22 protein-coding genes, 1 pseudogene and 1 other annotated feature are annotated in these 25,168 nt (G+C 46.4%); of the genes and pseudogenes, 15 read left to right on the top strand and 8 right to left on the bottom strand.

What is annotated here, in order from left to right:
- Window positions 1-4 precede the first annotated feature (4 nt).
- From ACH32G_RS10090 to ACH32G_RS10135, 10 genes and pseudogenes are all read left to right on the top strand, one after another.
- On the top strand, window positions 5-991 hold the full coding sequence (locus ACH32G_RS10090; RefSeq protein WP_448814305.1) for an ABC transporter permease: 987 nt from the start codon (window positions 5-7) through the stop codon (window positions 989-991).
- 36 nt (window positions 992-1,027) lie between these two features.
- A complete protein-coding gene (locus ACH32G_RS10095) occupies window positions 1,028-2,014 on the top strand; it encodes an ABC transporter permease (protein WP_198698050.1) in 987 nt (328 codons plus the stop codon).
- Window positions 2,015-2,029: 15 nt separating this feature from the next.
- Window positions 2,030-2,725: an ABC transporter ATP-binding protein gene (locus tag ACH32G_RS10100; protein WP_198698049.1), complete on the top strand. Its 696-nt coding sequence runs from the start codon at window positions 2,030-2,032 to the stop codon at window positions 2,723-2,725.
- On the top strand, window positions 2,715-4,028 hold the full coding sequence (locus tag ACH32G_RS10105) for an ABC transporter permease (protein WP_045926414.1): 1,314 nt from the start codon (window positions 2,715-2,717) through the stop codon (window positions 4,026-4,028). Before ACH32G_RS10100 ends, ACH32G_RS10105 begins: the two co-directional genes overlap by 11 nt.
- A 65-nt stretch (window positions 4,029-4,093) precedes the next feature.
- On the top strand, window positions 4,094-4,789 hold the full coding sequence (locus ACH32G_RS10110; protein ID WP_448814306.1) for a response regulator: 696 nt from the start codon (window positions 4,094-4,096) through the stop codon (window positions 4,787-4,789).
- Window positions 4,782-5,786, top strand: coding sequence for a sensor histidine kinase (locus ACH32G_RS10115; protein ID WP_047476815.1), 1,005 nt, complete (start codon window positions 4,782-4,784; stop codon window positions 5,784-5,786). Before ACH32G_RS10110 ends, ACH32G_RS10115 begins: the two co-directional genes overlap by 8 nt.
- A 101-nt stretch (window positions 5,787-5,887) precedes the next feature.
- A pseudogene (locus ACH32G_RS10120) lies at window positions 5,888-6,647 on the top strand (ABC transporter ATP-binding protein); the annotation flags it as partial.
- A complete protein-coding gene (locus ACH32G_RS10125; protein WP_448814307.1) occupies window positions 6,640-8,580 on the top strand; it encodes an ABC transporter permease in 1,941 nt (646 codons plus the stop codon). The pseudogene ACH32G_RS10120 and the gene ACH32G_RS10125, both read left to right, overlap by 8 nt.
- Window positions 8,581-8,685: 105 nt before the next feature.
- Entirely contained in the window at window positions 8,686-9,405 is a 720-nt protein-coding gene (locus ACH32G_RS10130) for a YwaF family protein (RefSeq protein WP_448814308.1), read from the top strand.
- Window positions 9,406-9,600: 195 nt separating this feature from the next.
- Window positions 9,601-10,785, top strand: coding sequence for an MDR family MFS transporter (locus ACH32G_RS10135; protein ID WP_448814309.1), 1,185 nt, complete (start codon window positions 9,601-9,603; stop codon window positions 10,783-10,785).
- A gap of 39 nt (window positions 10,786-10,824) precedes the next feature.
- Here ACH32G_RS10135 and ACH32G_RS10140 read toward each other — a convergent pair whose 3' ends face one another.
- On the bottom strand, window positions 10,825-11,610 hold the full coding sequence (locus tag ACH32G_RS10140) for a PAS domain-containing protein (protein WP_448814310.1): 786 nt from the start codon (window positions 11,608-11,610) through the stop codon (window positions 10,825-10,827).
- Window positions 11,611-11,999: 389 nt separating this feature from the next.
- Here ACH32G_RS10140 and ACH32G_RS10145 point away from each other — a divergent pair, with 389 nt between their 5' ends.
- The 4 genes from ACH32G_RS10145 (at window position 12,000) to ACH32G_RS10160 (ending at window position 16,166) form a co-directional block, all read left to right on the top strand.
- Complete coding sequence (locus tag ACH32G_RS10145) at window positions 12,000-12,335, top strand: DUF4257 domain-containing protein (RefSeq protein ID WP_015418038.1); 336 nt, start codon at window positions 12,000-12,002, stop codon at window positions 12,333-12,335.
- A gap of 102 nt (window positions 12,336-12,437) precedes the next feature.
- Window positions 12,438-12,651, top strand: a binding site (T-box leader).
- Window positions 12,652-12,760: 109 nt separating this feature from the next.
- Window positions 12,761-15,175: a leucine--tRNA ligase gene (gene leuS, locus ACH32G_RS10150; protein WP_448814311.1), complete on the top strand. Its 2,415-nt coding sequence runs from the start codon at window positions 12,761-12,763 to the stop codon at window positions 15,173-15,175.
- Between the two features lie 115 nt (window positions 15,176-15,290).
- A complete protein-coding gene (locus tag ACH32G_RS10155; RefSeq protein WP_016938514.1) occupies window positions 15,291-15,602 on the top strand; it encodes a rhodanese-like domain-containing protein in 312 nt (103 codons plus the stop codon).
- Between the two features lie 75 nt (window positions 15,603-15,677).
- Window positions 15,678-16,166: an N-acetyltransferase family protein gene (locus ACH32G_RS10160; RefSeq protein ID WP_448814312.1), complete on the top strand. Its 489-nt coding sequence runs from the start codon at window positions 15,678-15,680 to the stop codon at window positions 16,164-16,166.
- 36 nt (window positions 16,167-16,202) lie between these two features.
- Here the strand turns inward: ACH32G_RS10160 and melA are convergent, their stop codons facing one another.
- Genes melA through ACH32G_RS10185 form a run of 5 tightly spaced genes read right to left on the bottom strand, consistent with a single transcriptional unit; the run spans window position 16,203 to window position 21,596 of the window.
- On the bottom strand, window positions 16,203-17,501 hold the full coding sequence (melA, locus tag ACH32G_RS10165; protein WP_448814313.1) for an alpha-galactosidase MelA: 1,299 nt from the start codon (window positions 17,499-17,501) through the stop codon (window positions 16,203-16,205).
- 22 nt (window positions 17,502-17,523) lie between these two features.
- Window positions 17,524-18,345 carry a carbohydrate ABC transporter permease gene (locus ACH32G_RS10170; protein ID WP_448814314.1) on the bottom strand — a complete coding sequence of 274 codons (822 nt, stop codon included), beginning with the start codon at window positions 18,343-18,345 and terminating at the stop codon, window positions 17,524-17,526.
- Window positions 18,342-19,256 (bottom strand): carbohydrate ABC transporter permease, encoded by a 915-nt coding sequence (locus ACH32G_RS10175; RefSeq protein WP_448814315.1) that lies wholly within the window; start codon window positions 19,254-19,256, stop codon window positions 18,342-18,344. Before ACH32G_RS10175 ends, ACH32G_RS10170 begins: the two co-directional genes overlap by 4 nt.
- Window positions 19,249-20,529, bottom strand: coding sequence for an ABC transporter substrate-binding protein (locus ACH32G_RS10180; RefSeq protein WP_448814316.1), 1,281 nt, complete (start codon window positions 20,527-20,529; stop codon window positions 19,249-19,251). The genes ACH32G_RS10175 and ACH32G_RS10180 overlap by 8 nt, the downstream gene beginning before the upstream one ends.
- A gap of 41 nt (window positions 20,530-20,570) precedes the next feature.
- Window positions 20,571-21,596 carry a LacI family DNA-binding transcriptional regulator gene (locus ACH32G_RS10185; RefSeq protein ID WP_448814317.1) on the bottom strand — a complete coding sequence of 342 codons (1,026 nt, stop codon included), beginning with the start codon at window positions 21,594-21,596 and terminating at the stop codon, window positions 20,571-20,573.
- Between the two features lie 202 nt (window positions 21,597-21,798).
- Here ACH32G_RS10185 and ACH32G_RS10190 point away from each other — a divergent pair, with 202 nt between their 5' ends.
- Entirely contained in the window at window positions 21,799-21,981 is a 183-nt protein-coding gene (locus ACH32G_RS10190; protein ID WP_013353238.1) for a sporulation protein Cse60, read from the top strand.
- A 35-nt stretch (window positions 21,982-22,016) separates the two neighbouring features.
- On the opposite strand, the gene opuD is transcribed toward ACH32G_RS10190, so the two are convergent.
- Window positions 22,017-23,555 (bottom strand): glycine betaine transporter OpuD, encoded by a 1,539-nt coding sequence (gene opuD / locus ACH32G_RS10195; protein ID WP_448814318.1) that lies wholly within the window; start codon window positions 23,553-23,555, stop codon window positions 22,017-22,019.
- A gap of 167 nt (window positions 23,556-23,722) precedes the next feature.
- Complete coding sequence (locus tag ACH32G_RS10200; protein ID WP_016938522.1) at window positions 23,723-24,988, bottom strand: BaiN/RdsA family NAD(P)/FAD-dependent oxidoreductase; 1,266 nt, start codon at window positions 24,986-24,988, stop codon at window positions 23,723-23,725.
- Window positions 24,989-25,168 lie beyond the last annotated feature (180 nt).

A 25,168-nucleotide genomic window follows, 5' to 3' on the forward strand; every position in this document is an offset into this window, starting at 1 on the left:
CGGAATGATACCGCGGGGATTATTGTACACAGAATGGAAGAAAAATCAGTGGCTGTTTTTGTTGAGCGGTATTTTATTAATAGCGGCAAACCCTTTTATGGTTTATAACAACTACTCAACATATCAAGGGTGTTTGAATAACCAAGTACTTCAAGATTGTGAATTTGCGTTGAGTTATACGAATGGGTCGCTTCTTTCTTTCAGCTGGGTTGTGAGTGTCGTCATTGCTGTCTGCTTATTGGGCTTGGAACGGACAAAGGGAACGATGGACGCCTTGTTAAGCATGCCTTACAGCAGAGGCCAAATCTTTCAGACTAAATTCTGGCTTGGCGCGGCAGTCATTGTTGTTTCTCAGGCGATAGGCTACGGAGCGGCGTCATTGCTCATATCTTTGCTGAAACCGAGCCATACGTACGATTTTGATCATTTTTCAATCGGAATGATTGTCATCAGTTTTATGGCTTACGCCCTGTTAATGGCAGCCGGCGCATTAACGGGACAGATATTCGCCCAGCTGTTAACTGCGTTTACAGTAACAGTTCTGCCCTTTTTACTCATCGGTCTGCCGGCCGCGAATCTGGAGGTTGTTTTCGATATTAGTGTGGGAAATCAATTCTCTTTCATCAGCAGCTATATCGAATCTCGTCTTTTTGTATTTATAACTCCTGTTGGATATGTGTTTAACGACTGGATCAGAGAAAGAGATTTAGTCTTAATAATTCCGGCAGTGATGAGCCTCGTCTTTTATCTGATCGGTTATGTCAGCTTTCTGAAACATCCGAATGAACGGAACGGCAGATTCTTTCTATGGAGAAAATTGGACCGTCCGGTGCAGATTCTGGTGATTGTGTTTGCCGTTATGGGGTTTGGATTATTCGGATATGGAGTCACAAACACGATGTTCGGCTATTTAGCCGGCATGTTCTTCGGCGCTGCGATCGGGTTTTTTATCACTTATTTTACGGTTTACAGGAAAACAAAGCATATGTAAGTTTGTATGAAAATGTGTAGTTTGGGGGAAGGCAAGGTGCCGATTAACGGTTTGCTTTATAAAGAATGGAAGCAGAGGCAGACACTGCTGCTTCTTACAGCGGGGTTCTTATCTATATTAGGCCCTTTGGCAATTATAAATGAGTATTTTCACTATAAGGATTGTTTGGGTGCGCTTCATCAATATTCAGGTTCAGTTTGTACATTCAGCATGAATTACAGCAATCAGAATTTGATTGGGCTGCACTTCATTCCTCCTGTTATGATGGGGCTTTTTCTGACAAGAGCGGGACGGGCTGAAAACATGTTTACATTGAGTCTGCCGTATTCGAGAAGCCGGATATTCCATACTAAGTTTTTGTTGGGAGCAGCCGTGTTAGCCGGCTCGCAGCTTGTTTCTTACGGATTATCTGACATATTGTTTCTTGCGCTTAAACCTGACGCTGTACATCATTTTCACTCATTCAGCGCCGGGATGCTGGTCATCAGCTTGATGATTTATGCATTAGTGACAGCTGCCGGCACGATAACAGGCAATTTAGCAGCACAGCTGATCACAGCGTTCATGGTCTCCGTTTTTCCGATCGTTGTCTTGATCATTTACCTGTTAAACGTTGAGTTCCTTTTTGGCAGCCAGGCTGTGCAGAATATTCATTTTCCTTGGAGCGGATTTCTGATCTATTTCATGCCTGCCGCTTACATCCATACACCATGGATGTATTACACGAAACATGCCTTGCTTATATCTGCGTTAATGGGATTTTGTTTCTATCTTTTCGGCTATGTGAATTTCCTGAAAATGCCGAGTGAGCGAAGCGGACATTTTATCTTGAACAAACATACAGAACGTATAATCCAAGGGCTGGTCATAGCGCTTAGCATGCTGGGAAGTGCGGGTGTATGCGGATATGCTTATAACGGTAACGGTTCATATACCGGTTACATATTCGGCATGCTGATCGGGGCGGTTATCGGGTTTTTCATCAGTTATTACTTCATCTATAAAAAAACGAAACAAATATAAAGGGGAGTGGTTTACGTGATAGAGGTGCAGCATATCGATCATTCATTTAAAATCGGCAGGAAAGGCAGAGAGAGTCAGGTACCGGTGCTGAAGGACGTCTCTTTGACGGTTGAAAAAGGGGAAATCGCCTGTATCGTCGGGCGAAGCGGTTCCGGAAAATCGACGCTTCTGAATTTAATTTCCGGCTACATAGCGCCGACGAAGGGGCGTATCGTCATTAACGGCACTGATGTGACGGGCTTCAGTGAAAAAGAGTGGGCTCAGTTCCGCCTCGGGCAATTCGGCTTTATTTTTCAAAGCTTCCAGCTCATTCCGAGTCTGACAACCTATGAAAATGTTGAAATGCCGCTTGCCCTCAAAGGGATTAAACCGTCTGAACGGAAGCAGAAAGTCGCAGACATGCTGAAACGGGTCGGACTTGAGAATCATGCGAATCATTATCCGAATGAGCTGTCGGGCGGCCAGCAGCAGCGTGTCAGTATCGCAAGAGCGCTGATTTTAAATCCGTCGATCATTTTAGCAGATGAGCCGACGGGAAGCCTTGATTCAGAAACGGAGCTTGAGGTGCTTTCATTAATTCAGCAGCTGAACCGGGAGCGCGGGATTACTTTTGTCATCATCACGCATGACGATGAAGTCGCTTCGATTGCGCATTCAAAATTCCAGCTGCATGACGGCGTATTAAAAGGGGGCGTTACTGTTGAGATTTAAGGATCAGGTTCACTTTATCAGAAGAAATATGAAGAAAAACCGCCTGCGTGTTTTCATGACTGTGCTTGCAACAACGATGGCATGTGCATTTTTGGTTGTGCTGGCCTCCGTCGGATTCGGCATTCAAAAAACGATAACAGACATAACCATGAGCCAGCAGATCGTAACGGAAATAAGAGTGCTCGGCCAAGAGAACGGAAAAGCCGTGAAGAAATCAGACTTGGAAAAATATAAGAATGTCAAGTCTGTCGTTGAAAGAACCGAAGTATATGAACCGAATAAAGCGTCATTGGATAACAGGACAAACGAAGGTTCAACGATCGTGTTAACAAATATGAAAGACGAAGTAAAAGCCAATATGGAGCTTGATCAGGGAAGAGTAGCCAAATCAGAAAATGAAATTGTGGTCGGTTATGATTTCGCGAAAAACCTATTGACGAAAAAAGAAGCTGAGGCTTACAACAAGGACTTAAAGGATCATCAAGACGATGTCTCAGATGTGAAAAAGCCAAAAGGCTACACGAAGGATCTGCTGAATAAAACCATACAGCTGAGCATTTCTAAAACGAACAATGATAGCGGAAAAACGGAAGGAACCAGAACATACGACTTTAAAATTGTCGGGATTACAAAAAAACCGTCCCAAGATTGGATGGAGGACACAAATATTTTTATCAGTGATCAATTCAAAAAGGATTTTTCGAAATTCTTAGATTTTAAAGGCGGAAATGCTGAAAAAAGCATAAAAGTCTACGCTGACAAATTTGACAATGTTGAACAGTTAACGAATGATTTGAGTGATGACGGTTATCAAGTCATGTCCGTCACAACCGAGCTGCAAGGCGTCAACACCTTTTTCCTCGTCTTTAAAATCGGTCTGATCTTTGTCGGCTTTATCGCCGTCGTCATTTCTGCCATCGGTATTTTCAATACGATGACGATGGCGGTTACGGAAAGAACGCAGGAAATCGGGATTATGAAAGCGATCGGCGCAAGCCCGTCCATCATCCGCAGAATGTTTTTGATGGAAAGCGCCTATATCGGGATATTAGGATCTGTCATTGGTATTATCATTTCTTACGGAGTGAGTTTTGCCGTTAATCTGGCTGTGCCGGTTATCTTGAAAGCGGTAGGGGGAAATACCGGAGCTGAAGATCTTCATTATACCTTCTCCTATATCCCGCTCAGCCTCGTGGTGATCGCAGTTGTCATTTGTGCGGGGGTCGCGGTGATTTCGGGTATGAATCCGGCACGGAAAGCGACAAAAACCAACGTTCTGACCGCATTAAGAAGAGAATTGTAAAGAGAAAAAACCGGCTGGACGCAACAGCCGGTTTTTCATCTATCTATCAGAAAAGGGCGGATACCATGTTTCACATTTTGTTAATAGAAGATGATAACACTTTGTTTCACGAGATGAAAGAAAGATTAACAGGCTGGTCATTTGCGGTGCACGGAATAAAGGATTTCAGCCGGGTCATTCAGGAGTTTGCAGAAATCAAGCCCGATTTGGTGATCATTGATGTACAGCTGCCGAAATTTGACGGCTTTCACTGGTGCAGAATGATACGTTCTCAATCAAACGTACCGATTCTGTTTTTGTCCTCGCGCGACCATCCGGCAGATATGGTCATGTCGATGCAGCTCGGAGCGGATGATTTTATACAGAAGCCTTTTCATTTTGATGTGTTAATCGCGAAAATCCAGGCGGTATTCCGCCGCGTGCACCAATACGGCACAGAACCGGCGTTGATGAAAAGATGGTGCGGGGCGGTCATTGACACAGAAACCGGCACAGTCAGCCATAAAAACGGTTCGGTCGAACTGACCAAAAACGAAATGCTGATTTTAAAACTGCTGGCCGAGCAGAAAAATAAAACCGTCAGCCGCGAAGAACTCATCAGAAGCCTATGGAATGATGAACGTTTCGTCAGCGATAACACGCTGACGGTGAATGTCAACCGGCTGCGGAAAAAGCTCGATCATTTAGGCATCGGGAAAATGATTGAAACCAAGGTGGGGCAGGGATACATCGCAAAGGAAGAAGACGGTCTTTATGATTAAATCATTTCTGCTCGAAAGAAAAAGCTGGATCGCGATGTTTCTTTTTCAGCAGGCCGTACTCCTTTTCGCGGCATATATTGATCCCTCCATTCCGTTTTTATCGGCGCTGTATTTTATTTATTTGTCACTTCTCGCCTTTCTCGTTTTTCTCTTGTTCCGCTATCGGAAAGAGACCGCTTTTTATAAAAGCTTAAAAGATTGGGACGCTGATTTAGATATTTCCGGTCTTAAAGCGCCCGACAGTCCGTTTGAGTCGATTATTGAAGAAAGCATTGAAGAACAAACAGAGCTATTAAGAAATAGCTCACTTCATATGCAGGCGGCGTCAGAGCATGAAAAGGACGATCTGATGTCATGGATTCACGAAGTCAAAACACCGCTGACAGCGATGCATCTCATGATCGAGCGCCTTGATGAACAGCCGCTGAAAGCCCCTTTGCATTATGAATGGCTGCGGATTCATCATCTCCTCGATCAGCAGCTTCATCAGAAACGATTGTCCTTTATCGAAAATGATTTATCGTTCCAGCGCATTCAGCTCCGCCCGCTCGTTTTCAAAGAAATTAAAAATCTGCAATCATGGTGTATACAAAAAGGAATCGGGTTTGACATTCAGCTTGAGGCACCGGACGTTCTCAGTGACGGAAAATGGCTTTCCTTCATTATCAGACAGCTGTTAAGCAATGCCGTCAAATACAGTGAAGCGGATGATATAACCGTAAAAAGCTATGAACTAAACGGCCGGGTGCATGTGGATATCAAAGACCGCGGCATCGGCATCAAGCCGAAAGATCTTCCGCGCATTTTTGAAAAGGGGTTTACCTCCACGCGGATGAGCCGTGATCACGCGTCAACGGGAATGGGTCTGTATTTGGCTCAAAAAGCTGCGGCTCCGCTTCACATCCAGATCAGCGTGCGATCAGAGCCGAAACGAGGCACGGTTTTTACCTTGGTATTTCCGAAACAGAACGACGCCGTCAGCATGTTCAGCGTGTGACAAAAGTGTCACACGCTTTTCTCTTTTGTTCGCTTAATCAAACGAAAAAAACGGCTTTTGTTTTTAAAATGAAGATAACCAATGTAAAAGGAGAATCGTAACTGATGATTTTAGAAGCAGGCAATATTCGAAAAAACTACGGAAATAAGCTGAATAAGCAGGAGGTGCTGAAAGGAATTGATCTTCAGATCCAAAAAGGGGAATTTGTCAGCATTATGGGCCCGTCAGGATCAGGGAAAACCACTCTTTTAAATGTGCTATCTTCCATTGATAAAGTGAGCGCGGGCACGATCAGACTGAATGAGACGGAGATCACATCCATGAAAGAAAAACAGCTTGCCGAATTCAGAAAACGGCACCTCGGTTTTATCTTTCAGGATTATAATTTATTGGATACGCTGACCGTGAAAGAAAACATACTCCTGCCGTTATCCATTACGAAAATGCCTAAAAAAGAGGCGGACCGGCGATTTGCCGAGACGGCAGAGGAGCTTGGCATCTATGAGTTGAGAGATAAGTATCCGAGTGAAATTTCCGGCGGACAAAAACAGCGGACGTCTGCCGCGAGAGCTGTTATTCACGAGCCGGGGATTATTTTTGCTGATGAGCCGACGGGAGCGCTTGATTCTAAAGCCGCCTCCGACTTGCTGAATAAACTCAGCCGCCTGAATCAAAAACGCCGCGCTACCATTGTGATGGTGACGCATGATCCGGTTGCCGCCAGCTATTCCGGCCGTGTGGTTTTCATTAAAGACGGCCGTGTGTATACACAGCTGAATAAAGGCGGCCAGGACAGACCGGACTTTTTTCAGGATATTATGAAAACGCAAGGTGTATTGGGCGGGATTCAGGCATGAGCATTTATCATTTGATCTTCCAGAATCTGAAAAAGAATATGAAAAACTATTACCTTTACGTTTTTGCGCTGGTGTTCAGCGCCGCCCTTTATTTCGCGTTTGTCACGATGCAATACGATCCGGCGCTTGATGAAATGAAAAGCTCCATAAAAGGAGCGGCAGCAATCCGGGCCGCCTCCATACTGCTTGTGGCGATCGTGTCGGTATTTCTTTTATACGCCAACACCATTTTTATCAAACGCCGCGGCCGGGAAATCGGCTTATTCCGATTAATCGGCATGACGAAAATGCACATTTTCCGCATACTCAGCACAGAAAACTTCATTTTGTATTTCGGATCGATATGGATCGGTATTTTTGCCGGCTTTTCTCTCTCGAAATTATGTATGATGATGCTGTTTCATACAGTCGGTGTGAAAGCCTCTGTCTCACTGTTTTTTTCAAGCAAGGCGCTCGTTCAGACGTTAATTGTGTTCGGGGCAATTTATGTGCTGATTATGATGATGAATTACCTATTTATTAAACGGCAAAGCATTTTGTCTTTATTTAAAACCGCGTCATCGTCAGAAAGCAGTATAAGACAGCTCTCTTGGGTGCAGATGACAATCGGCGTCATCGGTATCGCGGCCATTATCGCCGGCTATGCCGTGTCCGCAGATTTATTCGGAGGCAGTTTTACAACCATGAATGAACTGTTTTCGGCAATGGTGTTTATTCTCGGCTCGGTCATTATCGGAACCTATCTGTTTTATAAAGGTTCGGTCAGCTTTCTGGCGAACCTCATCCGGAAATCAAAAGGCGGGTATCTGAATGTCAGTGAAGTGCTGTCTTTGTCATCCATCATGTTCCGGATGAAGTCAAACGCCGTGCTGCTGACGATTATTACGACGCTGTCGGCGCTGGCAATCGGTTTGCTGTCTTTAAGCTATATCTCATATTACTCTGCGGAAAAATCGGCTGAGCAAAATACAGCGGCTGACTTTGCGTTTGATAACCAAAAGGAGTCAGACTCATTTACCGCCTTATTGAAGAAGAACGGAATTGAACATCAAGTGAAAACAATCAAGACCTTTCAAGCCGGTGTCAATATGAAGAACATCGTAAACGGCGATATGAAAAGCTTCAAACAGGACCCGTCCAGCTTGGCGCTGCCGATTGTCAGCGAGAAAGACGCAGAAGGAGTGTCACTCTCCGACGAAGAAGCCGTGTTGACCGGATATAATGATATGATGAGAAAATTTCTCGATCTGAAAACGTCAGGTGCCATTGATATTAAAGGCAAAACGGTTAAAATACCGCTGGCGTATAAGGGCTTGAAGGACGACTTCCTCCTGTCATATACATTTACAAGCGGAGGGCTGCCGACCGTTATCGTCACGCAGCACGTATTTGACAGGATCGAGAAAGATATCGACCCGTCCATTCAGGGAAAATCAAATCGGTTTTTCGGCATTACACTCAAACATGAAAAGGACATCCAAAAAGCTGATGACCTGTTTCAGGCGCAGTATTATTCAGACGGCGCCCTTTCACAGTTTGAAACGGCTGACACCCAAAAGAAAAATATGGGGCTGATCATGTTTATTGTCGGATTTTTAGGCTTAACCTTTCTGATCACCTCGGGCTGTATCCTTTATTTTAAACAAATGGGCGAGTGTGAGGATGAGAAGGCTGATTACACGATATTGCGGAAGCTCGGCTTCACAACGGGAGATCTGCTGAAAGGCATCCGCCGGAAGCAGGCGTATCATTTCGGCATTCCGCTCGTTCTCGGGCTGTTCCACAGCTATTTTGCCGTTCAGTCAGGGTGGTTTTTATTCGGAACGGAAGTATGGACGCCGATGATTATCGTCATGGCGCTGTATACGCTGCTATACTCCATTTTCGGCATGCTGTCGGTGCTTTATTATAAAAAGGTCATTCGGTCCGCATTGTAAAACAGGTTGAGGAGCCCCGCTGTGCGGGGCTTTTTTCTGCATGAATAGAAAAAAGCGATTTTTAAAAGAATAGACATACGTCATTTTTTCGCGCGGGGGAGCCTTATGCAGAAGTATTTTCAATTGAAATCTGAAACAGGGGCTTTTCATCTTTTTTCCAAGGAACACATTTTCACGCTGTTGATCATCGGATTGCTGGGGGCGGGCGTGATCGTATTCCGGAAAACGCTCCATCACGGCCAGCCGAATCGCGTTTTCCGATATGTGCTGTTCATTCTTCTAGCCGTGTCGCAGGTCAGCTATCATATATGGCTGCTATGGCATCATGCCTGGTCGCTGAAAACATCTCTGCCGCTGCAGCTGAGCGACCTTTCCGTCTATTTGGCGATGCTGATGGTCATGACAAAAAGCAAAAAGCTGTTCGCCTTTCTCTATTTTGCCGGTTTGGGCAGCGCCATACAAGCGATGGCCACACCTGATTTAGGGGCGTATTCTTTCCCTCATTTTCGGTACATCGTATTTTTCATCTCGCACGGCTGTGTGTTTCTAGCCTGTCTGTTTATGGCCGGTGCCCAAAAGTACAGGCCGTCGGTGCGCGCGCTCTGGGTGTCATTGCTGACCGTAAATCTGTACGGGGCGTGTGTCTTTTTGATTGACCATGTGCTGAATGCAAACTACCTCTATTTAATGAAAAAACCGAAGACCGCTTCGCTTCTGAATGTTCTCGGCCCTTGGCCGTGGTATCTTCTTTCAATGGAAGCTGCGGTGATGCTGAGCTTTTTCATTCTGTATATTCCGTTTTGGCTGCTGAGAAAAAGAGCATGAATCCCGTTTATGTTTGTGAAGCCGATCATTTGTAATTTTTTCAACATTCCGGCATTATTTTTTTCAGATTCTGATGTTGTAAAAAGGCGTCCGCGGCGATAAAATGAATCTGCTATGATAACGTGATCGATACGGAGCTGCAGCTTGCGGTTTCCGTTTTTTCATGGGTTTTTTTATAGAGAAAGGGGGATCGGTATGCCGCGCGCTTTGAAGATATTAATTATCGGAATGTTTATCAATGTGACGGGCGCATCTTTTTTGTGGCCGCTGAATACGATCTATATTCATAATCATTTAGGGAAATCGCTGACTGTCGCGGGGGTTGTTCTGATGCTGAATTCCGGAGCCAGTGTGGCGGGGAATTTATGCGGCGGATTTTTGTTTGATAAAATCGGCGGATTCAAATCCATTATGCTGGGTATTATCATCACCTTGGCAAGTCTTCTCGGACTCGTTCTGTTTCACCAATGGCCCGTTTATATTTGGCTGCTCGTCATTGTCGGGTTCGGTTCCGGCATCGTGTTTCCGGCCAGCTACGCCATGGCGGGAGCGGTCTGGAAAGAGGGCGGACGGAGAGCTTTTAATGCGATTTATGTAGCTCAGAACGCAGGTGTCGCGGTCGGTTCAGCACTCGGCGGAATGGTTGCGGCGTACTCGTTTACGTACGTGTTTTTAGCCAATGCTTTGCTGTATGTGCTGTTTTTCCTTATCGTATTTTTCGGGTTTCGAAATATTAAAACCGGAAATGCGGGCCAGGTCTCTGTACTGGACTACGAGCCTGTCAGCAGCAGAACGAAATTTACGGCGCTTCTTATACTGAGCGGCGGGTATGTTCTCGGGTGGATTGCCTATTCGCAGTGGTCCACAACCGTTGCGTCACATACTCAAAGCATCGGTATGCCGCTTTCATTATACAGTGTGCTCTGGACCGTAAACGGAATACTGATTGTCGCCGGACAGCCGCTTATAGGTGCTGTTCTGAAAAAATGGTCCGGTGCGTTAAAAACGCAGATGGTCATCGGCTTTTGTATTTTTATCGTCTCGTTGGGCGTGCTCCTTGGCGCCAAGCACTTTCCGATGTACCTTACCGCGATGGTGATTTTAACGATCGGAGAAATGCTTGTCTGGCCTGCCGTGCCTACTATTGCCAATCAGCTTGCGCCCAAGGGGAAAGAAGGGTTTTACCAAGGGTTCGTCAACAGTGCGGCGACGGGCGGCAGAATGATCGGGCCGCTCCTTGGAGGCGTGCTGGTTGATCAATACGGCATGAGCGTGCTGCTTTTGTTCCTGATGGCGCTTCTTGTCGTCAGCATCCTAGCGACGGTGCTGTATGACAAACGTCTGAAAACCGTTAATAAACAAAACGTCCAAGTGCGATGACGACATAAAAAATCCCGCTGTTTCGGCGGGATTTTTTATTTATAAGAGCGGAAGCACGTTGACGGCGTCCTTAACATTTAAATACGTCTTTAATGAAGTAAAGCTGGCATCAAGCTGATTCATTTTCATGGCAAGGGAAGGCTTGATACCGGTGATGATCAATTCTGTGCCAATTAAATTAAGCAGATGATGCAATTTGAAAATCCGGTCTGCGGTCTGTTCGTTTACCTCAGCTAAACCTGATAAGTCTATAATTAAGTAATCATCTTTAGATGCGGTTAATATGTCTGTCAAAGTTGTCACAATGGAATCAAATCGTTCTTCTGTTAAATTCCCCACTAACGGCATGGCGGAGATCCTTTTTCGAATCGGAACGATCGGCGTTGACAGCGTCGCAATTTCTCCGAGGGAATCCTCAAGAAGCTTTTCGTACTCTTTCTGCTCTGTGATGTCTTTTTGAAATCCGACAAAATAGAGCTTGTCTTCAACATAAAGAGGATCAATATTGAGTTCATTCCAAAACGGGGTGCCGTCTTTTTTTACATTTTTCAGCCGCACCGTGATCTTTTCTTTATGTTTTAGGCCTTTTCTTATTTTCGCGACTTGTTTTCGGTCGGTTTCTTTTCCTTGCAGAAATCTGCAGTTCTTACCTAATATCTCTTCGGAAGAATAGCCTGTCATATCCATAAATCCCTGATTCGTATAAATGATGGGATTGTCCTCAAGAGAGGGGTCTGTAATCACCACGCCGATGCGTGCGTGATCAAGCGCCTTTTTGATAAGCTCCAGCTGCTCCAGATTTCCGAGTACATTTGAGTCAGCCATATAAAACCCCCTTTTGGCCGTAAAGCTGCGCACTTTTTTCAGCCATTGTTTCTCCCCTTTTTAAATGAATCTACAGTAACCGTAGCATAACACATGTTCTGTTTCAAGCAGCCGCAGTTTGCAATTTGTCATTCGGGCTTGTCCTCATATACACTGAATATATAAAGGGAAGGCACATCATCGCTAAGTAAGTGACTAGGTCATTGTCACTGGGTGAAAAATGAATCTAATGCATCAAGCTTACCGATCATGTGTTCACATATAATGGAAGAAACAAGCTTTTTACTTTCCTGCTCATTCGCCGGTATGTAGATATCGAAAATCATCGTATTCGTAAGGGGGCTGGATGGCCTGAAGTCGCTTTACTAAATAAGGGCTTTAGGAAGGTGATGAAGATGCTGCATCAGGTAATTATTGCTTGTGTAATTGGAGGAATCATGGGGGTTCTCGGTCATGTGAAAAAAAGAGGCAGGCTGGAGAAACCCAGAATGACAAAGCGGTTTATCTATCTCGGTTTTTTGGAAGATGGTTTTATCGGAATGGCTGCTTCCATCTTACTTGTCTTATCCGCTGACCCCGATTCAGGAATTCAACTCGTCATCTTATCCATAATCGCAGGCTACGGCGGAGAAGCTGTTCTCAGGAGCTTTGATTTTGTCAGGGAACAAAACAGTGATTCGGCCGAAGCAAAACCACACCAGCAAAAAAATCCTCCATCAAAATAATATCCCCGCTCATGACCCGTTCTGGGTACATTCCCATTGTATACAAACCTGCTTGCACTTATGAACAGAATTCTATAAAATACAGGTAAGATTACGGTAGCGATAAGAACAGTGAAGAGGAGCAGTAAGAAGCAGATTTTGCAGTCAGAGAGTTGACGGCCGGTGCAAGTCAATCAAGTCTGTTTCCGAACTCGCCTCAGAGTTGCAGCGGCAAAACCGCTGACGCATAACTGCGTTAAAAGTATCAAGTGAGTGCGGCTTAAAACCGCGCTAACGAGGGTGGTACCGCGGGAAACAAAAATCTCTCGTCCCTTTTTGGGATGAGGGAGTTTTTTTTAGTTTTAGAATAATCTGAATATCATCTTCCTTATCCCGTCAATACTTGGACTACATACGCCGTATTCAATCAGAAGGAGGTTTTTGCGTTGAGTTTTCAGCACGAAAAAATAGAAAAGAAATGGCAGAATTACTGGTTGGAGCATAAAACGTTCGCCGTCAGCGAAGAGAGTGACAAGCCGAAGTTTTACGCGCTTGACATGTTCCCGTATCCTTCAGGAGCCGGCCTTCATGTCGGGCATCCAGAAGGCTATACGGCAACCGATATTCTTTCACGCATGAGACGCATGCAAGGGTACAACGTGCTTCATCCGATGGGATGGGACGCGTTCGGGCTTCCCGCCGAGCAATACGCGCTTGACACGGGGAATGATCCGGCTGAGTTTACGAAACACAATATCGATAATTTCCGCCGCCAGATCCAATCGCTCGGTTTTTCATATGATTGGGATCGTGAAATCAATACGACTGATCCTGACTACTACAAGTGGACGCAGTGGATCTTCACCAAGCTGTATGAAAAAGGTCTCGCTTATGTAGACGAAGTGCCGGTCAACTGGTGCCCGGCACTCGGAACGGTGCTTGCGAACGAAGAAGTCATTGACGGCAAAAGCGAGCGGGGCGGCCATCCGGTTGAACGCCGCCCGATGAGACAATGGATGCTGAAAATCACTGCTTATGCGGACAGGCTTCTTGAAGATTTAGAAGAGCTTGACTGGCCTGAAAGCATTAAAGACATGCAGCGCAACTGGATCGGACGCTCAGAAGGCGCAAACGTCCATTTCGCGATCGACGGCACTGACGACACATTCACGGTGTTTACGACAAGACCGGACACGCTGTTCGGCGCGGCTTATGCCGTGCTGGCTCCAGAGCATGAGCTTGTGGAGGCCATCACGACGGCTGAACAAAGAGAAGCGGTAGACGCTTATATTAAAGAAGTTCAGGCGAAAAGTGATCTGGAACGGACGGATCTTGCGAAAACAAAAACGGGCGTCTTCACGGGCGCATATGCGGTAAACCCGGCAAACGGGGAAAAGCTGCCGATCTGGATAGCTGATTATGTCCTCGCTTCTTACGGAACAGGGGCTGTAATGGCCGTGCCGGCGCATGATGAACGCGATTTTGAATTCGCCAAAGTGTTCAGCCTGCCTGTCAAAGAAGTCGTAAAAGGCGGAAACACGGCAGAGGAAGCGTACACGGGAGACGGAGAACATATCAATTCCGGCTTTCTGAACGGACTGAATAAAGCGGAAGCGATTGAAAAAATGATCGCCTGGCTTGAAGAAACGAAAAACGGTGAGAAAAAAGTGACATACCGTCTGCGTGATTGGCTGTTCAGCCGCCAGCGCTATTGGGGCGAGCCGATTCCGGTCATTCATTGGGAAGACGGCACTTCAACAGCCGTTCCGGCAGAAGAGCTGCCGCTGATTCTGCCGAAAACCGATGAGATCAAACCGAGCGGAACAGGTGAATCACCGCTTGCCAACATTAAAGAGTGGGTAGAGGTCACTGATCCTGAAACGGGCAGAAAAGGCAGAAGAGAAACGAACACGATGCCGCAATGGGCGGGAAGCTGCTGGTATTTCCTTCGCTTTATCGACCCGAAAAATCCGGATCAGCTCGCTTCACCTGAGAAACTGGATAAATGGCTGCCTGTCGATATTTACATCGGAGGAGCGGAGCATGCCGTGCTTCACCTTCTGTACGCGCGTTTCTGGCATAAATTCCTCTATGATATCGGTGTCGTACCGACGAAAGAACCGTTCCAAAAGCTGTATAACCAAGGAATGATTCTCGGGGAAAATAATGAAAAAATGAGTAAATCCCGCGGAAATGTCGTTAATCCGGATGAAATTGTGGCGTCTCACGGAGCAGATACGCTCCGCCTGTACGAAATGTTTATGGGGCCTCTTGACGCCTCTATCGCCTGGTCTGAATCAGGTCTTGACGGAGCGCGCCGCTTCCTTGACCGTGTATGGCGTTTGTTTATCGAGGAAAACGGCGAGCTGACGGGCAAAGTGACAGAAGGCGCGGGCGAGACTCTTGAGCGCGTCTATCATGAAACGGTTATGAAAGTGACTGAAAACTACGAAGCTCTTCGCTTTAATACGGGCATCTCTCAGCTGATGGTCTTCATTAATGAAGCCTACAAAGCGAATGAACTTCCGAGAGAATATGTCGAAGGCTTTGTGAAGCTGCTTTCTCCTGTTGCGCCGCATTTGGCGGAAGAACTGTGGGAAAAGCTCGGCCACGAAGGTTCGATTGCATACGAAGCCTGGCCTGCTTATGACGAATCAAAACTGGTGGATGATGAAGTGGAAATCGTCGTCCAGCTGAACGGAAAAGTAAAAGCGAAATTAATGGTTCCGGCTGATGCTGATAAAGCAGCATTAGAACAGCTCGCACAAGCTGACGAAAAAGTAAAAGAGCAGCTTGAAGGAAAAACGATCCGAAAAATCATTGCCGTACCGGGCAAGCTTGTCAATATCGTCGCAAACTGACCGGACGAAGCCCCTCTCCTACAGAGAGGGGATTTTTTATCAGGCCTCTATCATAGAAATCGCACCGCGGGCTTTGGTATACTTACACCATAAAGATGAATGGGAGTGTCACATATTGAAAATAAATGAAATCAGCACAGCCGCACTTGAAGAAAAATTAAAAGCGGGAGAAGAGCTGTATCTGATTGATGTCAGAGAAGATGAAGAAGTCGCCGAAGGAATGATTCCGCAGGCTGTTCATATCCGCATGGGGGACATCCCAGAAAAGATGGATGCGTTTGACAAGGACAAGGAATATGTATTTATCTGCCGTTCCGGAAAAAGAAGCATGAACGTTTGTATGTATTTACATGAGCAGGGCTTCCGTACGGTTAATGTTGAAGGCGGAATGCTGGAATGGGAAGGCGAAACAAAGCCGAAGAAATAACGTTTTGAAGTGAAAGAAGAAAAGGGATGCACGTCTTTTCTTCTTTTTTTATAGAAAAAAACGGGAGGCGATCAGGTGAAACCGGTCATACGCGCTATGAAAGCAAGTGATATCAAACAGGTCCGGCAAATCGCGGAACGAAGCTGGCATCATACGTATGAAGGGATTATCCCCAGACACATTCAGGATCAGTTTCTCGAATCCGCCTATCAGGATGAGATGATGGAACGCCGGTTTCGTCATTCACTGTTCCTTGTGGCAGAAGAAAAAGAGGGAAAACATCTCGGTTTTGCAAATGCCACCTCGGTTCAAAAAGACGGGAAAGCGGAGCTCGCCGCCATTTATATTGATCCGGATTGTCAGGGAAGCGGGATAGGCACGGCACTTCTTAAAGAATGCATCAGACAGTCCGGCGGGATAAAAGAGCTTTATGTCCATGCAGAAAAAGAGAACCGCCCCGCCCTGTCCTTTTATCAGGCTAAAGGATTTCAATGGGTATGTGAATTTGAAGAAGACTTTAAAGGACACACCTTACAGACGGTCAAACTGGTGCTGAACATATAAAGCGTCCGGCCCCCTCAAGGGCCGGATCGCGAATGATCAGTGATAAGCTGGAAGCCAGTCTTTGTGCGTTTCAAATAAGTCATCGCACAAAGATATGATGTCATTCATGGAAAGCTCGGCGCTCGTATGCGGATCAAGCATCGCCGCCTGATAGACGGCTTCCTTTTTTAAAGTGACGGCCGCTTCAATGGTTAAAAGCTGTGTGTTGATGTTCGTTCTGTTGAGCGCCGCGAGCTGTTCCGGAAGTTCGCCTGAATAGCACGGCATAATTTGATTTTTGACGGCGGCGCACGGCACTTCTACGATCGCTTTCGCCGGCAGATTCGGTATCAGCCCCGTATTCAGCACATTGCCGCCGAACATAAACGGATGCCCCGTCTCCATCGCTTCTATAATTCTCGAACCGTATTCTTTCGAGCGTTCATGCGTCAGGTTTTGATTGTTGATGATGCCGTCTCTCATCGTTTCCCAATTTTTGATTTGTTCTGTGCATCTCCTCGGATATTCATCAAGCGGAATTTGGAGTTCGTCTATCAGCTCCGGATATCGGCTTTTTATAAAATACGGGTGATATTCGGCATTATGCTCAGATGATTCCGTGACGTAGCAGCCGAACTTATCCATCAGCTCAAATCGAACCATGTCTTTATGTTTCGTCTTTTGCTTTTCACGGGCACGTCTTTTAATTTCCGGATATAGATCAATTCCGTCTTTTTTGATCTCCAAGAGCCAAGCCATGTGGTTGATGCCGGCAATGCGTTCTTCCGTACCTTCGTGATCCATGCCGAGTGAGTCAAACAGATCTTTCGTACAGACCTGCACGCTGTGGCACAGGCCGACCGTTTGCACATTTGTATGTCTGAGCATCGCGCCGGTCAGAGAAGCCATCGGATTTGTATAGTTTAACAGCCATGCATCCGGACAGACTTCCTCCATGTCTTTTGCGATATCAAATAAAACGGGGATGGTGCGGAGGGAGCGGAAAATGCCGCCTATTCCGACAGTATCGGCGATCGTCTGGCGGAGGCCGTACCGCTTCGGAATGTCAAAGTCGATGACCGTTGCGGGTTTATAGCCGCCGACCTGAATAGCATTTATCACATAGCCGGCGTGTTTAAGCGCCTGTTTTCGGTCATCGTAAGAGATGATAGAAACGCTTGTATTATATCGGTCTCTCATATTTTCAAGCATGAGCTGGGATTCTTTCAGCCGCACAGCATCAATATCGTAAAGCGCGAATTCAAATCCGTTTAAAGCTTCAGTCAGTAAACAGTCTCCCAGCACATTTTTTGCGAAAATCGTGCTTCCGGCTCCGATAAACGTAATTTTCTTCAACAGAAATTCCTCCCTTTTCTTTTCAGCCTTTAACCGCCCCGGAGGACAGCCCTGAAATAAAATATTTTTGAAGGGCCAAAAACAAAACGACCATCGGCAGCATCGCCATAATCGCGGCTGCGGCGACTAAGTGTAGATTGTTCGCATTTTCGCCGAAAAATCCCGCAATAGCCACGGTCAATGTCTGCACCTTCTGATCTTGTAAAAAGAAAATCGCAAATTGGTAATCGTTCCAGATAAACACGCAGGAAATGATGCAGACTGTTGCGGTAATCGGTTTCAACAAGGGAAACACGATCGTATAGAAAGTCCTGATCAATCCCGCGCCGTCCATCCGGGCCGCTTCCTCAAGCTCTTTCGGAATGGAAGAGCGGATAAACCCTGAATATAAGAAAACGGTCAGCGGCATATATGCAGCCGTATTAATGAGAATGGCTGCGGCATGCGTATTGATCAGCCCCGCATCAGCGACCATCTTGTATAAAGGAACCATGGAAGTCAAAGGCGGGATAATCATAATTGAAATCAAAAGGCCGAAGACGATTTTATTCAGCTTCGTATTTCTTCTTGCGAGCGGATATGCGGCAAGCGAACCCATGAAAATTAACAAAGCGGCGGAAACGGCCGTAATGATGATCGTGTTCAGAAAGGATTGCCCAAGAGAGGCCCGCTCCCATGCTTCACGAAAATTCTGAAAAGAAAAAGCGGAAGGCAGCGACCATTTTGAACTGTAGTCTCCTTTTGCTTTTAAGGACGTGGTCAGCAGAATGTAAAAGGGGACAATATGAACGCATGAGATGACGGCAGCCAACAGGGTAAAGATCTGCATTCGGGCTGTTTTCATGACATTTCCGTCTCCTTTCGCTTGAAATACACGAGAGCGGTAAAGCTGATGACGAGAATAATGACGGACATAAACACACCTTGGGCGGCGGCATACCCCGCATCCTGCCGTTTAAAATATAAATCATACATAAACGTCGACATTGATTGAGAAGAATTGCCCGGCCCGCCTGCGGTCAGCGCGAAAATGACATCAAACAGTTTCAGCCCCCCGATGATATTGATGACCATATTGATGGTGACAGCCGGCATCAACAAAGGCAGTGTAATAGTGAAAAACGGCTGAAGACCGCCCGCGCCATCCATTTTTGCCGCTTCGTAATAATCTTTCGGAATGCTTTGCAGCCCTGCTAAATACACAATCATCGCAATGCCTGCGTATTGATAGGTGTTAATCATGACGATAATCCAAGGGTTCGCCGACGGACTTGCCAGGGCATTGACAGAACCGGCTCCCAGCGCGCCAAGCACATCATTCAGCGCGCCCCCGTCATATGAGAAAATAAAATACCAAATGTATCCCATAATCAGCGGACTGATAATGACGGGCAGGTAGACGATCGTTCTTGTGATCGCCTTCATTTTTAAGCTCTGATTCAAAAGCAAAGCATATAAAAGTCCGAGCATATTCTGAAAAAAAGTGCTTCCGAGTCCGTAAAGCAAAGTGTTTTTCACAACGAGCCACGTGTCCGGGTCTGTAAAAAGCCTTTTATATTGAGTGATACCCACCCACTGATACGTCTGCGAAAAACCGTTCCAGTTTGTAAATGTGATAAAAGCGCCTTTGACAAACGGAAAAATCATAAAAATAAAAACCGTGGCAAGAGCAGGGACGTACATCCACCATAGTGACGCGGGTTTTACAGGTTTCTTATTTTGATATCCGGCGGTTTCTCTTGCAAGATCACTCATTCTTTTTCAGCTCCTCGTGATCAGACTGAAGACGGAGCCGCTTATATTCTCTGCCGAGTTTCGCCGAAATTTCACCAGGAGTTAAAATATCAGCCATCAGCTCCTGTCCGGCTGTTCCCATTACATCCCACATTCCGTTCGGCAAATAAAGGCGGTCGAAATAAGGCTGCACCTTAATATGCTGATAGCGCTTATAGTCATTTGCATAGAAAATGTCCGTTTGCACATTCACTAATCCGGCCGGGAGCGAGGTCGCTTCGGCAATTGATTTTGCGTTTTCGGGACGGGCCATAAATGCGATAAACTGTTTCGCTTCTTCAAGCTGCGGGGAATCCTTGGATGCCGCAAGCGTATAACGTTCGCCCCCGATCCATACCGGTGCGTCTCCCTTGTGGATAGCCGGGGTCGGGATGATGCCGACTTTTACCTTTGGATTGATTTGAGCGACGTCTTGGCCGAGGGTGCCGCCCTGCAGCGTAAAGGCGATTTTGTTTTGCGCCATCAGTTCGATGAGCTGGGACCGTTTTGCCGTCACGGCATCTATATTGAGCAGGTTTTCCTTTTGCATCTCTTTCAGTTTGTCAGATAAATAGGTGAAGTGTGTCCAGCGGAAGGTTCCGTTTAACAGCTGTTTTTTGTAACGGTGAGCGGGATCTGTGATGAGAAGCGGTGCGGCGAATTGATCGTAATATTGGGCAAATGAACTTTTTTCATAACCGGCAAACCAGAAGGGGGTGACTGTTCCGCCGCTTTTTTCTTTAATCTGTCTCAGTGCCTTCATCAAATCATCCATCGTTTCCGGCGGTTTAATGCCGTACTTTTCCAACAACGTACGGTTGTAGGCCAGTCCGTCCTTTGCCTGATTCAGAGGGAAGGCGTATATTCTGCCTTTGGCGTCCTTAAGCATGCTGTTTAAATTCGGATCGAGCCGCTTCGTCCAAGACATTCCGCTGAGATCGGCTGTATATTCTCCATAGCGGATTTTGGCCCAGCCGTGCGTGTCGAAAAGATCGGGCATGTCATCGGCCGCCATTCGGACCCTCATCATATTTTCGTAGTCATTGCCTGGGAAATGAACGTTTACGTGAATGTCCGGATGTTCTTTTTGGAATGCATCAGCCAATTTTCTGAATACGGTGCGTTCGCTGTCTGAGGAAATGGTGGAATAGACTGTCAAGGTTTTCTGCTTTTCTCCTGAGCTGCTCTCTTTTGCCGAGCAGCCGGTAAGTACCATACAAGTAAAAGAAAGAAACAAAACCAGTAAGCGTTTCATCTTTTCCTCCTTTAAATATGATATAAACGCTGCGGGAAACGTCACCTCCTTTCTTGTGAACCGCAGCTTTGTCTGACAATCAGTGAAGTGGGAAGCGTCACGGCCAGCGGGACGGTTCTGCCATTTAAACGGTCGAGAAGCAGTTTGACGCCCGTCCGGCCCATCTCTTCCGTGTATACTTTTACCGTTGATAACGGCGTGCTGGCGTATTCTGCTTCATCAATGCCATTGAAGCTGACAATCGCTGTATCACGCGGGACTTGAAGGCCGGCCTCCTGCAAGGCTTTTAAAGCGCCGACGGCCATTGAATCACTTGCGATAAAGAAAGCGTCAGGCAGACTCCCGCTTTTGATGGCTTCCTTCATCAGCCGGAAACCTTCGTGCATGCTGTATTCGCCTACCAGCACATGCTCCGGCTCGGCGCCGGCCATTTGTAAAAAAGCGGTCAGACGCTTATCTTCAATCGTTTGATTGCTGTTTACACCATTTATGACGGTATGCTCCCGTTCACGGCCGCCAATATAGCCAAGCCGCTGATAGCCGAGTGACAGCAGATGTTCTATCGCCTTTTGCGCTGCGGCATAAAAATCCACGCTGACGGAGTCGTAGCGAGAGGGATCGGGTGTGCCGTTGACAAATACGGCGTGCCTGAAAGCGGCGCAGATATTCGTAAGCGCCTCGTCTTGGAGGCTGCCGATTACGATCACACCGTCCAAATCGTGAAATAATTGCTCTTGGAAAGAACCGAGATGGATAGAAGAAGTGATAAAGATTTTTTGTTCAAAACATTCTTCTTCAATGCCTTTTCTGATCGCTGAGAAATAAGGATCCTGCCGTTCTTCCTCCGGTGACAGACAGCTGACAACGCCGATCAGAGGCGCTGAATCGCTGCGTCTGCGGTTCTTTCGTTTTTTTGCCGCCGGCTGATAGCCGAGCTCATCGGCGATCCGCAGGACTTTTTCTCTTGTTTCTTCAGTCACGGCCAAAGAGTCATCTCTGTTCAAAATTCTTGATACTGTCGCACTGGATACAGATGCTTGTAAGGCAATATCTTTGAGGCGGACCATTTTGCATCTCCTTTTTACTAAAAATTTACTAAATAGAAATGAACTGGTTATGATTAAAGTGATATTATCACATTTTAGTAAGCGTTTTCAATAGCGATTTTCGGTTATTTTTAGTAAAGATCAGTAAAAAAGAAAAACTTGTTTATTCTCTATCATAATTCATTTCTACCGGAATAAATTGATAGGGAAAGGAGAGGATGACGTGCTGAAGATAGCTGTGTTTGATGAGGAGCATGAGAAGGATTTGCAGACTGAAGTCAATTCATTTTTAAAGGGGATTTCTGAAGAACAGCTCGTTGATATCAAATATACGGTAGCGGCAGCTTGTGATCCGGAAGGGGAGCAGCTTTATTGTTTTTCCGCTCTCATTTTATATCGGAAATAAAGAAGCCCGGACGAATGGCCGGGCTTCACTGTGCATTATGCTTTTTTGACGCGGGGACTTCTCGGCTTTTGGTATTTCTCCGCTTGTTTGATTCCTTTTCTTTCGCTTGCTAATGATTTGTACAGAGACACGATCATCAGAAGGATTACGACTGAAAACGGAACCGCAGCGAGAATGGCTGTGTTTTGCAGTGCGGCAAGGCCGCCGGAATATAATAAAACCGCTGCTACGGCCGACTGGATAATGCCCCAGGTGACTTTCACCCGGTTTGAAGGGTCCAACGAGCCGTAAGTCGTCTGCATTCCAAGCACAAATGTCGCTGAATCGGCTGATGTAATAAAAAATACAGCGATCAGAACAAGCGTCAACACGGATGTCACCATTGTGAGCGGATAGTGGCTGAGAGCGCCGAACAGCATCGTATCCGTCGACAATCCGGCGACATTGAAGACGCCTTTCTGCTGAAGGTCCATTGCAGATACGCCGAAAATCGCAAACCATAAAAAGGCCAATATACAAGGTGTCACTAACACACCGATTAAAAATTCCCGGATGGTCCGGCCCCTTGATACACGGGCGATAAAAATGCCGACAAACGGAGACCAGGAAATCCACCAGGCCCAATAGAAAATGGTCCAGCTGTTAATCCATTCGCGTTTTTGGGGATCATTCGGTGACAAGCGGAAGCTCATCTGCACGATATTTTGGATGTACTGCCCGATAGAATCGGTAAATGAGTTCATAATCAGCACCGTCGGGCCTACAATGAGCATGAAAAGCATTAATATACCCGCGAGCACCATGTTGGTATTGCTTAAGTATTTAATTCCCTTGCCGATTCCGCTCCACGCAGAAATTAAGAAAAGCACGGTCACGACAACGATCAAGATCAGCTGAATGGAAAATGTCTTCGGAATGCAGAATAAATAATGCAGACCGCCGTTGATCTGAGTCGCGCCGAGCCCCAAGCTTGTCGCCACACCGACAACCGTTGCAAATACGGCGATACAGTCAATCGTCTTGCCGATCGGACCGTTCACTTTATCGCCTAAAATCGGTGTCAGTGTGCTGCTGATCAAACCGGGTGCATCTTTTCTGAATTGAAAATATGCGATACATAAAGCGACGACGGCGTATATGGCCCAAGCGTGCAGCCCCCAATGGAAAAACGTATACCGGAGCGCATCACGAAAAGCTTGGGGCGTTTCTGTTTCACCTGAGGGAGAGCTGATCGCGTAATGGCTGATCGGTTCCGCAGCCCCGTAAAATACCAGGCCGATTCCCATGCCTGCGCTGAATAGCATGGCAAACCATGATAATAAGCCGAATTCCGGTTTTTCCCCGGGTTTTCCGAGTTTTATTTTGCCGATCGGACTCACGATGAGAAAGAGACAGAAACCGACAAATATTGAAACGGCCAGCAGATAATACCAGCCGAAAGAATCCGTAACAAAACGTTGTGCCGTATCTGTCACTTGCTGCAGGCTGTCAGGTGAAATAACTCCCCATAAAACCGCAGCGGCTGTGATAACGATCACAATCCAAAAAACACTGGAGATATTCTTTTTCTTCAAACGTTCTCACCCTCTGACTATTTTTTCAATACGCCATTTGCTTTAGTATGATCGTACGATTGCAGGTCATTCCTTTCTTCCTATTCCCTCAATCAGGTGAAACAAAACGCAGAAAACTCTATCATATTTTTGGTGGGGACGCTCACGTTAATGTGCTTAAAACTATTTTACAGCGAGTGTGAGTAACGTCCTGCATTCAAGCCGGCGAGACGGCCCGTAACAAGGGCTGACGTGATATTATAGCCTCCGGTGTAGCCGTGAATGTCAAGGATTTCCCCGCAAAAATATAAGCCCTCCATTTTTTTAGACGCCATTTGTTTCGGTTCAATCTCTTTGACGGAAACACCGCCGCCCGTGACAAACGCTTTGTCCAAAGAAAGCGTTCCGTCTGCTGACACCGTAAATTGTTTGCAGTCTTTGACAAACGCCCTGAATTGATCCTTCGGCAGCTCCGTAAAGCTGATCTGAGGATCAAGGCCGTTCCGCTCCAGAAGGAAAAGCAGGTACCGTTCCTGCATCCATGGTCTGAGCGCGTTTTTGAGCGCTTTTTTCGGCGCGTCTTTCAGCTCCTTGTGCATCCGCTGAAATAACTCTTCCTCGGTGATGCCGGGAAACAGATCGATGCGGAGCTTGACCTCTGGCTGCTTTTTCAGTTCTTTGACGACAAACTGGCTGCAGCGGAGAATGGCCGGGCCTGACAAGCCGAAATGGGTAAACAGCATGTCCATCACATGTGTGACGACAGGTTTGCCTTTTTTATTCAGGACGCTGACGGCCGTGTTTCTAAGAGACAGCCCCTGAAGGGTTTTTTGCTTAATAAACGGCTCTGACGATGTAACCGGCACTTCTGTCGGAAAGAGTTCAGTCACGGTGTGCCCGGCCGCTTCCGCCCATGCATAGCCGTCTCCGGTGCTGCCGGTATGGGGGACTGATTTTCCGCCGACCGCGATAATGACGGCGCGTGCGTTAATGTGTTCGTCATTGTTTGTCGTAATGCCCGCTGTTCTGCCATTCTCGTACCGCACTTCTTTGATTTTTTCATTTGTGCGGATGGTGACATTCAGTTCTTTTAAACGGTTCAAAAGCGCATCGACAACGCTTTGTGCTTTGTCCGTCACCGGGAACATGCGCCCGTGGTCTTCTTCTTTCAGCTGAATGCCGAGGTTTTCAAAAAAGGCGATAATATCTTCATTATTAAATTCGGAAAATGCGCTGTATAAAAAGCGGCCGTTGCCGGGAATGTGTTTGATAATCTCTTCAACAGGGAGGCGATTGGTCACGTTGCAGCGCCCGCCGCCGGAAATCGCCAGCTTCCGTCCCAGCTTGTTTCCTTTATCAATTAATAGAACATCTGCCCCTTCTTCACCTGCGGCAATGGCAGCCATTAAACCGGACGGGCCGCCGCCGATCACAATCACGTCATAATGTTTCATATTTCATCAACAACTTTCTTTTTCGCGTATAATAGGCGGAAATGTCCGCTTCCTGCTATTATAGCGAAAGAAAGGGAATCCTTAAACGTGTTTTGTTTTTTTAGGGCTTCCCAAAAAGTTTCCCGCTGTAATTATTACCGTCTATTTGCCCAGTTGTGTTAAAATAGAAAAGTTGAATCT

This window comes from Bacillus sp. CIS52 (genome assembly GCF_053545315.1).